8 protein-coding genes and 1 tRNA gene are annotated in these 11,616 nt (G+C 61.8%); 4 read left to right on the forward strand and 5 right to left on the reverse strand.

The genetic code is table 11. The features are described from left to right. Window positions 1-69 precede the first annotated feature (69 nt). Window positions 70-744, forward strand: a complete 675-nt coding sequence (locus ACZZZU_RS01540; protein ID WP_463549518.1) for a thiopurine S-methyltransferase — start codon at window positions 70-72, stop codon at window positions 742-744. Between the two features lie 110 nt (window positions 745-854). Here ACZZZU_RS01540 and ACZZZU_RS01545 read toward each other — a convergent pair. Together ACZZZU_RS01545 and ACZZZU_RS01550 are read right to left on the reverse strand one after the other, a co-directional pair. Next, a tRNA-Asn gene (locus ACZZZU_RS01545) sits at window positions 855-930 on the reverse strand. 82 nt (window positions 931-1,012) lie between these two features. Beyond that, window positions 1,013-2,209 carry an amino acid aminotransferase gene (locus ACZZZU_RS01550; protein ID WP_463549519.1) on the reverse strand — a complete coding sequence of 399 codons (1,197 nt, stop codon included), beginning with the start codon at window positions 2,207-2,209 and terminating at the stop codon, window positions 1,013-1,015. Window positions 2,210-2,384: 175 nt separating this feature from the next. On the opposite strand from ACZZZU_RS01550, the gene uvrB reads away from it, so the two are divergent. Further along, on the forward strand, window positions 2,385-4,400 hold the full coding sequence (gene uvrB, locus ACZZZU_RS01555; RefSeq protein WP_463549520.1) for an excinuclease ABC subunit UvrB: 2,016 nt from the start codon (window positions 2,385-2,387) through the stop codon (window positions 4,398-4,400). Window positions 4,401-5,842: 1,442 nt separating this feature from the next. Here uvrB and ACZZZU_RS01560 read toward each other — a convergent pair. Continuing rightward, window positions 5,843-7,267 carry a sigma-54 interaction domain-containing protein gene (locus ACZZZU_RS01560; protein ID WP_463549521.1) on the reverse strand — a complete coding sequence of 475 codons (1,425 nt, stop codon included), beginning with the start codon at window positions 7,265-7,267 and terminating at the stop codon, window positions 5,843-5,845. A 226-nt stretch (window positions 7,268-7,493) separates the two neighbouring features. Between ACZZZU_RS01560 and ACZZZU_RS01565 the strand changes: the two genes are divergently transcribed. Next, window positions 7,494-8,924: a short-chain fatty acid transporter gene (locus ACZZZU_RS01565; protein WP_463549522.1), complete on the forward strand. Its 1,431-nt coding sequence runs from the start codon at window positions 7,494-7,496 to the stop codon at window positions 8,922-8,924. On the opposite strand, the gene ACZZZU_RS01570 is transcribed toward ACZZZU_RS01565, so the two are convergent. After that, window positions 8,925-9,824: an AraC family transcriptional regulator gene (locus ACZZZU_RS01570; protein WP_463549523.1), complete on the reverse strand. Its 900-nt coding sequence runs from the start codon at window positions 9,822-9,824 to the stop codon at window positions 8,925-8,927. A gap of 403 nt (window positions 9,825-10,227) precedes the next feature. On the opposite strand from ACZZZU_RS01570, the gene ACZZZU_RS01575 reads away from it, so the two are divergent. Next, complete coding sequence (locus ACZZZU_RS01575; RefSeq protein ID WP_122495584.1) at window positions 10,228-10,578, forward strand: antibiotic biosynthesis monooxygenase family protein; 351 nt, start codon at window positions 10,228-10,230, stop codon at window positions 10,576-10,578. Here the strand turns inward: ACZZZU_RS01575 and ACZZZU_RS01580 are convergent. Then, window positions 10,557-11,498, reverse strand: a complete 942-nt coding sequence (locus tag ACZZZU_RS01580; RefSeq protein ID WP_463549524.1) for a LysR family transcriptional regulator — start codon at window positions 11,496-11,498, stop codon at window positions 10,557-10,559. The two genes, ACZZZU_RS01575 and ACZZZU_RS01580, sit on opposite strands and share 22 nt — an antisense overlap. Window positions 11,499-11,616 lie beyond the last annotated feature (118 nt).

Raw genomic sequence — 11,616 nt, forward strand, 5'->3', positions numbered from 1 at the left:
TTCGAGCTTGGATCTATCGAAAACCAGTATAAAATTTCGAGCACTTTGATCGAAAAAGCGAGGCAATCCATGCAGCCCGACTTCTGGCTACGACGCTGGCAAAACAACCAGATCGGCTTCCACGCCGCCACCGCCAACCCGTACTTGCAGCAGTACTGGCCGCAACTGAACGTAGCGGCGGGCGCGCAGGTGTTGGTGCCGCTGTGTGGCAAAAGTCTGGACCTGATGTGGCTGGCGGGGCAGGGCTTGCGGGTACTCGGCGTGGAACTGGTCGAGCAGGCGGTGCAAGACTTCTTCAGCGAGCAGCAGCTGCAACCGCAAGTGCGCGAGCAGGGCGCGTTTCGTATGTATCAGGCCGGCTACGTCGAACTCTGGTGCGGGGACATCTTCGCCCTGACCGCCGACGACGTGCGCGACTGCACCGCCCTGTACGACCGCGCCGCCTTGATCGCCTTCCCAGCGGCTATGCGCGAAGCCTATGCGCAGCACCTGACCCGCATCGTGCCGAGTGGCTGCCAGGGACTGCTCGTTAGCCTCGACTACGAACAAAGCCAAATGGACGGCCCGCCGTTTTCGGTGCCGGATGAAGAGGTGCTGAATTTGCTTGGCGATTGGCAACCGCAGCTGCTGCACATCGAAAACGGCTTGCAGGCCGAAGAGAACTGGAAGTTTTTGCAGCGTGGGTTAAGCCGGCTGGATGAGCGGGTGTATCGCTTGCGGCGTCGCTTAGAGCATCGCGGCTGAAGCCGCTCCCACAGGAGCGTGCTTTTACTGTGGGAGCGGCTTTAGCCGCGATGCTTTTGATCTTTTGTACCACCCATAAAAAAGCCCCGGTTAAACCGAGGCTTTGAATTTGGCTCCACGACCTGGACTCGAACCAGGGACCCAATGATTAACAGTCATTTGCTCTACCAACTGAGCTATCGCGGAACAGCTGCCTTGCGGCAACGGTGCGTATCCTACTGATTCAAAAAGGGAAGTCAAGCCTGCACGAGCTTCCCTTGGTGGTTTTTCAGAGGACGGCGGCGATGGCCTGGGTCACGGCGTTCAGGTTGCTTTTGTTCAACGCTGCCACGCAAATGCGGCCGGTGCTCACGGCATAAATGCCGAATTCGCTTTTTAGGCGTTCAACCTGGTCGGCGGTGAGGCCGGAGTAGCTGAACATGCCGCGTTGCTGCGCCACGAAGCTGAAGTCGCGCTTGGCGCCCAGGGCGGCCAGTTGCTCGACCATCGCCACGCGCATGTCGCGAATACGGCTGCGCATTTCGCCCAGTTCTTCTTCCCAAAACGCGCGCAGTTCCGGGCTGTTGAGCACGGAAGCGACCACGGTGGCGCCGTGGGTTGGCGGGTTGGAGTAGTTGGTGCGGATCACACGTTTAACCTGCGACAGCACCTTGGCGGCTTGTTCTTTCGACTCGGTAACGATCGACAACGCACCCACGCGCTCGCCGTACAGCGAGAACGATTTGGAGAACGAGCTTGAAACGAAGAAGGTCAGCCCCGATTTAGCGAACAGGCGAACGGCGGCGGCGTCTTCTTCAATGCCATCGCCGAAACCCTGGTAAGCGATGTCGAGGAAGGGCACGTGCTCGCGCTCTTTCAACACATCGAGAATGCTCAGCCAATCGTCAGTGCCCAGGTCAACACCGGTCGGGTTGTGGCAGCAGGCGTGCAGCACCACCACGGAACGGGCGGGCAGGGCTTTGAGGTCTTCGAGCAGACCGGCACGGTTCACGCCATGGGTGCTGGCGTCGTAGTAGCGGTAGTTCTGCACGGGGAAACCAGCGGATTCGAACAGCGCGCGGTGGTTTTCCCAGCTTGGGTCGCTGATGGCGACCACGGCGTTTGGCAGCAAACGCTTGATGAAGTCAGCGCCGATTTTCAGCGCACCGGTGCCGCCCAAGGCTTGAGTGGTGACCACACGGCCTTCGGCAAGCAGCGCCGAATCGGCGCCAAAAATCAGGGTTTGCACCGCCTGGTCGTAGGCAGCGATGCCTTCGATCGGCAGGTAGCCGCGCGGTGCGTGTGCCGCAATACGCGCCTGTTCAGCCTGGGCCACGGCGCGCAACAACGGAATGCGGCCCTCTTCGTTGCAGTACACACCCACGCCAAGGTTTACCTTGGTGGTGCGGGTGTCGGCGTTGAATGCTTCATTGAGACCAAGGATAGGGTCACGCGGAGCCATTTCGACGGCAGAGAACAAACTCATGATGCGGGAGCTCGAAGAAGAGGGTGGTAAACCAAAACAACCCCGGTGTTAGGGGTTGCGCAAGTGGGCCGCTAGTATAGCGACCAAGGTTGCGTGGGGCGATAACGTCACACGCATTTCGCCAGGTATGACGTAGGGTTTTTCGCTGCGTCACAGCCTTTTGTCGAGGTAGGTAATGTCGCAGTTTCAATTAGTGACCCGTTTTCAACCGGCTGGCGATCAGCCAGAAGCGATTCGACAAATGGTGGAAGGCCTGGAAGCCGGGCTTTCCCATCAAACGCTGCTGGGCGTAACGGGCTCCGGCAAGACCTTCAGCATCGCCAACGTCATTTCCCAGGTGCAGCGCCCGACACTGGTGCTGGCGCCGAATAAAACCCTGGCCGCGCAGTTGTACGGCGAATTCAAAAGCTTCTTCCCGAACAACTCGGTCGAATACTTCGTCTCGTACTACGACTACTACCAGCCCGAAGCGTATGTGCCGTCTTCGGACACCTTTATCGAGAAAGACGCCTCGATCAACGACCACATCGAGCAGATGCGTCTGTCCGCCACTAAAGCGCTGCTGGAGCGTTCGGACGCCATCATCGTCACCACCGTGTCGTGCATTTATGGCCTGGGTGATCCGCAGTCGTACCTGAAAATGGTCCTGCACCTGGACCGTGGCGACCGCATGGACCAGCGCGAGCTGCTGCGCCGCCTGGCCGACCTGCAATACACCCGCAACGACATCGACTTCGCCCGCGCCACCTTTCGCGTGCGCGGCGATGTGATCGACATCTTCCCGGCAGAATCGGACCTGGAAGCCATTCGCGTTGAGCTGTTCGACGAAGAAATCGAAAACATCGCCTCGTTCGACCCGCTCACCGGCGAGGTGCTGCGCAAGCTGCCGCGCTACACCCTTTACCCGAAAAGCCACTACGTCACGCCACGGGAAAACCTGCTGAGCGCCGTGGAAAACATCAAGGTCGAGCTTAAAGAACGGCTCGACTACCTGCGCGCCAACAACAAACTGGTGGAAGCGCAACGTCTGGAACAGCGCACCCGCTTCGATATCGAAATGATCATCGAGCTGGGCTACTGCAACGGCATCGAAAACTACTCGCGCTACCTCTCCGGTCGTGGCTCAGGCGAGGCGCCGCCGACCCTGTTCGACTACCTGCCGGCCAACGCCTTGCTGGTGATCGACGAGTCCCACGTCAGCGTGCCGCAAGTAGGCGCCATGTACAAAGGCGACCGTTCGCGCAAGGAAACCCTGGTGGAATACGGTTTCCGTCTGCCGTCGGCGCTGGACAACCGACCGATGCGCTTTGACGAGTGGGAAACCATCAGCCCGCAGACCATCTTCGTTTCCGCTACGCCCGGCCCTTACGAAGCCGAGCACGCCGGCCGCGTGATCGAGCAGGTAGTGCGCCCGACTGGCCTGGTCGACCCGCAAATCGAAGTGCGCCCGGCCACCACCCAAGTGGACGACCTGCTCTCGGAAATCAAAAAACGCAGCGCCATCGACGAGCGCGTGCTGGTCACCACCCTGACCAAACGCATGGCCGAAGACCTCACCGACTACCTCTCCGACCACGGCGTGCGGGTGCGTTACCTGCACTCGGACATCGACACTGTGGAGCGCGTGGAAATCATCCGCGACCTGCGCATTGGTGCGTTTGACGTGCTGGTGGGCATCAACCTGCTGCGTGAAGGGTTGGACATGCCCGAGGTGTCGCTGGTGGCGATTCTGGACGCCGACAAAGAAGGCTTCCTGCGCTCCGAGCGCTCGCTGATCCAAACCATCGGCCGCGCCGCGCGTAACCTCAACGGCCGCGCCATTCTTTACGCCGACCGCATGACCGGCTCCATGGAACGCGCCATCGGCGAAACCGAACGACGCCGGGACAAGCAGATCGCCTTCAACCTGGCCAATGGCATCACCCCGAAGGGCGTGAAGAAGGACGTGCAAGACATCCTCGAAGGCGCCGTGGTGCCAGGTTCGCGCAGCAACAAACGCAAAGGCATGGCCAAGGCGGCCGAAGAAAGCGCGCGGTATGAAGCCGAACTGCGCTCGCCGAGTGAAATCAACAAACGCATTCGTCAGTTGGAAGAGAAGATGTACCAACTGGCCCGGGATCTGGAATTCGAAGCGGCAGCGCAGATGCGCGACGAAATCCAGAAATTGCGCGATCGGTTGTTGAAGGTTTGACGGGGCAGGTCGGACTCGATCAGCTCCCTCGCCCCTCCGGGGAGAGGGTTGGGGTGAGGGGCAGGCTCAACGTAGATGCCGTGTAAGAACTGGATCAGCGTTTGCCCCGGCCCTCACCCCCAGCCCCTCTCCCGCAGGCGGGCGAGGGGAGCCGATATGCGTACCTGTAGCATCCACGATCAGCTCCCTCGCCCCTCCGGGGAGAGGGTTGGGGTGAGGGGCAGGCTCAACGTAGATGCCGTGTAAGAACTGGATCAGCGTTTTCCCCGGCCCTCACCCCCAGCCCCTCTCCCGCAGGCGGGAGAGGGGAGCCGTTCTGCGTACCTGTAGCATCCACGACCAGCTCCCTCGCCCCTCCGGGGAGAGGGTTGGGGTGAGGGGCAGGCTCAACGTAGATGCCGTGTAAGAACTGGATCAGCGTTTGCCCCGGCCCTCACCCCCAGCCCCTCTCCCGCAGGCGGGCGAGGGGAGCCGATATGCGTACCTGTAGCATCCACGATCAGCTCCCTCGCCCCTCCGGGGAGAGGGTTGGGGTGAGGGGCAGGCTCAACGTAGATGCCGTGTAAGAACTGGATCAGCGTTTTCCCCGGCCCTCACCCCCAGCCCCTCTCCCGCAGGCGGGAGAGGGGAGCCGTTCTGCGTACCTGTAGCATCCACGACCAGCTCCCTCGCCCCTCCGGGGAGAGGGTTGGGGTGAGGGGCAGGCTCAACGTAGATGCCGTGTAAGAACTGGATCAGCGTTCTCCCCGGCCCTCACCCCCAGCCCCTCTCCCGCAGGCGGGAGAGGGGAGCCGTTCTGCGTACCTGTAGCATCCACGATCAGCTCCCTCGCCCCTCCGGGGAGAGGGTTGGGGTGAGGGGCAGGCTCAACGTAGATGCCGTGTAGGAACTGAATCAGCGTTTGCCTCGGCACTCACCCCCAGCCCCTCTCCCGCAGGCGGGAGAGGGGAGCCGTTCTGCGTACCTGTAGCATCCACGACCAGCTCCCTCGCCCCTGCGGGGAGAGGGTTGGGGTGAGGGGCAGGCTCAACGTAGATGCCGTGTAAGAACTGGATCAGCGTTTTCCCCGGCCCTCACCCCCAGCCCCTCTCCCGCAAGCGGGAGAGGGGAGCCGTTCTGCGTACCTGTAGCATCCACGACCAGCTCCCTCGCCCCTCCGGGGAGAGGGTTGGGGTGAGGGGCAGGCTCAACGTAGATGCCGTGTAGGAACTGAATCAGCGTTTGCCCCGGCCCTCACCCCCAGCCCCTCTCCCGCAGGCGGGCGAGGGGAGCCGATATGCGTACCTGTAGCATCCACGATCAGCTCCCTCGCCCCTGCGGGGAGAGGGTTGGGGTGAGGGGCAGGCTCAACGTAGATGCCATGTAAGAACTGGATCAGCGTTTTCCCCCGGCCCTCACCCCCAGCCCCTCTCCCGCAAGCGGGCGAGGGGAGCCGATCTGCGTTAATTCCCGCCAATCCCCAATGCCACCATCTTCTTGTACAACGTCGACCGCCCCAGCCCCAATCGCTTGGCCGCTTCAATCACGTTGCCGTTATGCGCGGCCAGGCTCTGTTCTATCAACTCGCGCTCAAACGCCGCCCGGACGCGGTAGAAATCCTGCTCGCCCACTGCCCGCGGCGTTGAGTGGGCAGCTGGCAGCGGACTAAACCGCCCAATCGCCGTGCGCAACGCCGCAGCCGTCAGCAGCGGCTCATCACTCAGCAACGCCGCGCGCTCCAGCACGTTGCGCAGTTCGCGAATGTTGCCGGGCCACGCATGGCTGGCCAGCAACCCTAGCGCGTCACCGCCCAGTTCGTAATGCCCGCGCCCGTCGCGCAATAGCAGCTCATCGAGAATCGCATCGCACAGCGCCGGCAAATCATCCAGCCGTTCGCGCAAGGCGGGCACCTGAATCGGCAGCACGTTCAGGCGGTAGTACAAGTCGGCACGGAAGCGGCCGTCGGCCACGGCGGTTTCCAAGTCCAACGAGGTGGCGGCGATCAGGCGGATGTCGCTGCGCAGCATCTGGTTGGAGCCTACCGGTTCGTATTCTTTCTCTTGCAGCACCCGCAGCAATTTGCTTTGCAGCGCCAACGGCATGTCGCCAATTTCGTCGAGAAACAGCGTGCCGCCTTCTGCTAGTTGCAGTTTGCCGGAGCGGCCCTTGCGGTCGGCGCCGGTAAAGGCGCCGGGGGCTGTGCCGAAGAATTCCGCTTCCAATAGCATCTCAGGAATGGCCGCGCAGTTAACGCTGACGAAGGGTTTGTAAGCCCGCGTGCTGGCGCTGTGAATGGCGTGGGCGAGCAGTTCCTTGCCGGTGCCGGTTTCGCCCAGTAGCAGCACGGGGCTTTCACTGCCGGCCGCCCGCCGCGCATGGCGCTTCACTTCCAGGCTGCGGGCGCTGGTGCCGATGAAGTTCGAGAAGCTGTATTTGGCCTGCCGCGCTTGCAGCAGTGAGCGGGTCGAGGCGAGTTCTTTTTGAATCTGGGTGAAACGCGTGACCAGCGGCGCCAGGCGGGTGAGTTGGTCGAACAGGGCGAAACCAATGGCGCCGATTACCTTGCCCGCCGCATCGTGAATCGGCAAACGCATCACCACCAGCGGGCCGTTTGGGGTGTCGAGCATGTCCAGCAAAATGGGCTCGCCGGTTTCCGCTACCTGGCGCATCAGGCTGCCGGGAATGACTTTTTCCACTTCCTGGCCGACCGCCGCTTTGGCATTTGGCTGGCCGTAGCGGTGGGCGTAGCGCTCGTTCATCCAGACGATGCGCGCCTCTTTATCGACAATCACCGTGCCCTCGCTCGACTGCTCAACAATCTCGAACAACGAACGGATCGCCAACTGGCGTACCTGCTTGTAGTCCTTGAGGTTGTCGGCGTCTTTCATGGGCTCGGGCCTTGGTGCAGAGGAGGGCGCCAGCGTGCCAGAAAACCCGCGCCCACGCATACAGGTGGAACTAAACGCAGCGGCGTGGAACTACCACACTGTGCGGTCTAGAGCATCTGGCTGGAAAAAGCTTCGCGGCTAAAGCCGCTCCTACAGGTGGTGCGAACTGTGGGAGCGGCTTTAGCCGCGATGCGGTCGCGCAGACCGAGCCAACAACACAACAAACATGAGGTTCGCCGTGAATACTCAAGTCGAAGAAAGCCGCTACGCCCGTTTCGCCATGCGCTGTTCCAATTGGGCGGAGCGCTGGTTTCCGGATTCCTGGGTGTTCGCCACCTTGGCAGTGCTGTTGGTTACCGTGGCGGTGTTGGCGATGGGCGCGCCGCCGGCACAGGCGGCGAAAGCGTTTGGCGATGGGTTCTGGAGCTTGATTCCCTTCACCATGCAGATGGCCTTTGTGGTTATCGGCGGCTACGTGGTGGCCAGTTCCGGGCCGGCATCGCGATTGATCGACGTGCTGGCCCGCGTGCCGAAAAACGGGCGCTCGGCGGTGGCCTGGGTGGCGCTGATTTCCATGGCCGCCTCGTTGCTCAATTGGGGCTTGAGCTTGGTGTTCGGCGGCCTGCTGGTGCGTGCGCTGGCGCGTCGCGAAGAGCTGCATATGGACTACCGCGCAGCCGGCGCGGCGGCGTATTTGGGCTTGGGCGCGGTGTGGGCGTTGGGGCTGTCGTCGTCAGCGGCGCAGTTGCAAGCCAACCCCACCAGCTTGCCGCCTTCCATTCTGGCGATCACCGGCGTCATTCCGTTTACCGAAACCATTTTTCTCTGGCAGTCCGGCGTGTTGCTGCTGGCGTTGGTGGTGGTGTCACTGGTGATTGCTTACGTCACGGCGCCCAGCGCCACCAGTGCGCGTGATGCCAAAGCGTGCGGCATCGACCCCAGCTTCACGGTCGCCAAGCTGGAAAAGCCAAGCCGCCCCGGCGAGTGGCTGGAGCACAGCCCGTTGCTGATTATTCTGCTGGTGCTGTTGGCCGCCGGTTGGCTGGCCCAGGAGTTCGCCAGCAAGCCGGCCATCGTCGCCATCTCTGGCTTGAACACGTACAACCTGCTGTTCCTGATGGTCGGTGCGTTGCTGCATTGGCGGCCGCGCAGTTTTCTTGATGCCGTGGCGCGCGCGGTGCCGACCACCACGGGCGTGCTAATTCAGTTCCCGCTGTACGGCTCCATCGCCGCGCTGATGACCACCGTCAACGGCAGCGACGGCCAGACGGTGGCGCACCACATTTCCACGTTCTTTGTGCAAATCGCTTCCCACGACACCTACGCGCTACTGATGGGCGCGTACTCGGCGGTGCTCGGTTTCTTTATTCCCTCGGGCGGCGGCAAGTGGATTATCGAGGCGCCGTACGTGATGCAGGTGGCCAATGAGCTGCAATACCACCGCGGTTGGGCGGTACAGATTTACAACGCCGCCGAGGCGCTGCCGAATCTGATCAACCCGTTCTATATGTTGCCGCTGCTGGGCGTGTTGGGCTTGCGCGCACGTGACCTGATCGGCTTCTCGTTTGTGCAATTGCTGGTGCACACGCCGCTGGTGCTGTTTTTGCTCTGGGCGCTGGGCACCACCTTGCAGTACACGCCGCCGGTGGCGCCGTAGCTACGCGATGTTCTTCAGGCGTGCCAAGTCTTTCAACGGCGGCGCGCCGAACAGACGACGGTATTCGCGGCTGAACTGCGACGGGCTTTCATAGCCGACACGGTAACCGGCCGCCGCCACTTCCAGGCCTTCGCTCATCATCAGCCGCTGCGCTTCCTGCAGGCGCAGTTGCTTCTGGTATTGCAGCGGGCTCATGGCGGTGACGGCCTTAAAGCGATGGTGCAGGGCCGAGACGCTGAGGCTGGCCACGCGCGCCAAGTCTTCAATGCGCAGCGGCTGGTCGAAGTTGCAGTTAAGCCATTCGACGGCGCGGGTAATGCGGTGGGATTGGCTGTCGGCCATGGCGATTTCGATCAGTTGCTGACCTTGCGGACTGCGCAGCAAGCGGTAGTAAATTTCCCGCAGGGCCAGGGGCGCCAACATGGCGATGTCCCGTGGTGTATCGAGCAAGCGGGTCAGGCGTAGCACGGTGTCGAGCAACGAGGCGTCGATGCGGTCGACGTACATGCCCCGGCTGGCAGGGCGTGCCGGCAAACCCACGGGGCCGGCGTCGGTGATCATGCGGGTGATTTCCGCCGGGTCGAGGTCCAGGCGCAGACACAGGTAAGGCTTGTCCGGGCAGGCTTCGGTGACGCGTCCGGTGATCGGCAAGGTGACCGACACCACCAGAAAATTCAGCGCGTCATACACAAAACTCTCGCCGGCCAGCGTCACCTCTTTGCGGCCCTGGGCAATGATGCACAACGCCGGTTTGTGCACGCCGCGCGCCATGGGCGTGGGCTCGTCGATGCGAATCAGGCTCAGCGGTGCGATGGCGGTTTGAAAGGGGCCTTGCGCAGGCGTGAAGCGTTGAATCAACGTCGCCAATTCGTGCTGGCGTTGCTGGACTTCGGTTTCCATACGGGCCTCCTTCTTGATTGACGACGAGCGCGCTGTTGTTGGTGTAGGCGCGAGGCATTTAGATCAACAGCTTCGCGAGCAAGCTCGCTCCTACGAATCGCTTCATTGCATGCTGCCGCGCAGCTTGCGCACGCGAGGGCCGTTTGCCTAGCGTCCGCGGCGTGTTTGAGCAGGATTAGGCAAGCATAAGACAGGATTGGATAAACGCCGTAATCCCCATGGCCTTAGCCTGCGCAAGCGCGGCTCAGTGCTCGACAGACATTTGCAGGATTAGGCAAAACGAAAGCAGGAAACGGATAACTCCCCGGCGCGCCACTGCGTAATCTGGCAAGCGTGGAAATCACGCACGGCCGCCCGGCCAGCGTCCCGCGCTTCTGTTTCTGACTTTCAAGGAGAACGACTCATGTCTGAGCAAGTCAGCACGTTGGTATTTATCAAAGCCAGTGAAACCCCACGCGCCCGCACCGAGCTGGAAGGCCGCTTGCAACAGTTGGTCAGCCAGTCGCGCGGCCAGCCGGGTTGCCTGGCGTATTCGCTGCAACGTTCCCTCACCGATCAGCAACTGTGGCTGCTGCAAGGCACCTGGCAGTCCACCGATGCCTTGAACGCCTACCTGTGCCAACCGCCGCTGCAAGTGCTGGGCGGTTTGATCGGTGAGTACCTGGTTCGCGAAATCGACCTGCACACCTTCAGCGGCGCCGTGGCAAATGTGGATGCCATTACCGCCAGCCCTCACGCACAGGCGTTTGCCTGAAAACGCGGCGGCTGGCCCAGTTCGGCGTCAACGTCCACCAGCATGGCGATCATTGCCCGCGCCGCTGCTGAAAGCCGATAACCGGCGCGGCTGACCACGCCGCAGCGCGCTTGCAGGCTGTCGATATCGGTCGGCAGGTTGCGCCAGTACAGGGGCAGCAGTTCGCCCCGTTGCAACTCTTGATGAAACGCTTCCTCGGTGCCAATGCCGATGGCATCGGTGTGCCGCACGATCTGCACCAGCGCCGGAATATGCTCGCAGGTGACACTGGGGGCGAAGTCACTGCGCCCGCTCAGGTTGGCGATGAACTTGCGCGCACCGGCGGGAATTTTCGGCGAAGCCAGCGGGTAGTCGAACATGTCGTTGGTCGACAGGCTTTCCTTGGCCAGCAATGGGTGCCCCGGCCGGCAAAAGAACATGCCCCGGCGCGGGGTAATGGCTTGCGTCTGAAAATTCGGGTCGGCTTCGAACTGGGTGATGTCGGCGACGAAAAATTCAATTTCATCGCGGGCCAGGCTGCGCCCGAGTTTCTCCCAGTTATCCACTTCGAAACCCAGGTTCACGCGCGGGTATTGCTGAAGAAACCGCGCCACCGCCGACGGCACCAGCTGCACGGCCGGCGCCGGGCCGCAGCCGAAGCGCAAATCGCCGGCGTCGAGCTTGGTCATCTGCTCAATTTCACTGCTTAGGTTGGCGGCGCCTTGCACCAGGCGCAGCGCGTGCTGCAACACCACCTGGCCCTCGGGGGTGGGGCGCAGGTCTTTGTTGCCACGGTCCACCAGGGCGCAGCCGAATTCCTGTTCCAAGCCTTGAATGCTGCGGCTGAACGCCGGCTGCGTAATGCCGATGGCATCGGCTGCGCGCACGAAACTGCGGTGCTCCAGTAGGGCTATGAAATAGCGCAGTTGTCTGAGATCCATATGCTTTCCTGGCATCGAAAAAATAAGTCGAAGGCATTTGCTGCTGTATGGGTGCTGGTTTTAAATGCAGGCTCTTATTCCGTCAACAAAGCATGTTTGTATTGGTTAGAACATAAAC

This window comes from Pseudomonas sp. AC136 (genome assembly GCF_979258585.1).

Bases quoted from the DNA above. Each gene is read 5' to 3' on its own strand.
- ACZZZU_RS01575 (WP_122495584.1), top strand. From the start codon at position 10,228: ATGTCTGAGCAAGTCAGCACGTTGGTATTTATCAAAGCCAGTGAAACC.
- ACZZZU_RS01570 (WP_463549523.1), bottom strand. From the start codon at position 9,824: ATGGAAACCGAAGTCCAGCAACGCCAGCACGAATTGGCGACGTTGATT.
- ACZZZU_RS01550 (WP_463549519.1), bottom strand. From the start codon at position 2,209: ATGAGTTTGTTCTCTGCCGTCGAAATGGCTCCGCGTGACCCTATCCTT.
- ACZZZU_RS01560 (WP_463549521.1), bottom strand. From the start codon at position 7,267: ATGAAAGACGCCGACAACCTCAAGGACTACAAGCAGGTACGCCAGTTG.
- ACZZZU_RS01580 (WP_463549524.1), bottom strand. From the start codon at position 11,498: ATGGATCTCAGACAACTGCGCTATTTCATAGCCCTACTGGAGCACCGC.
- ACZZZU_RS01540 (WP_463549518.1), top strand. From the start codon at position 70: ATGCAGCCCGACTTCTGGCTACGACGCTGGCAAAACAACCAGATCGGC.
- ACZZZU_RS01565 (WP_463549522.1), top strand. From the start codon at position 7,494: ATGAGGTTCGCCGTGAATACTCAAGTCGAAGAAAGCCGCTACGCCCGT.
- uvrB (WP_463549520.1), top strand. From the start codon at position 2,385: ATGTCGCAGTTTCAATTAGTGACCCGTTTTCAACCGGCTGGCGATCAG.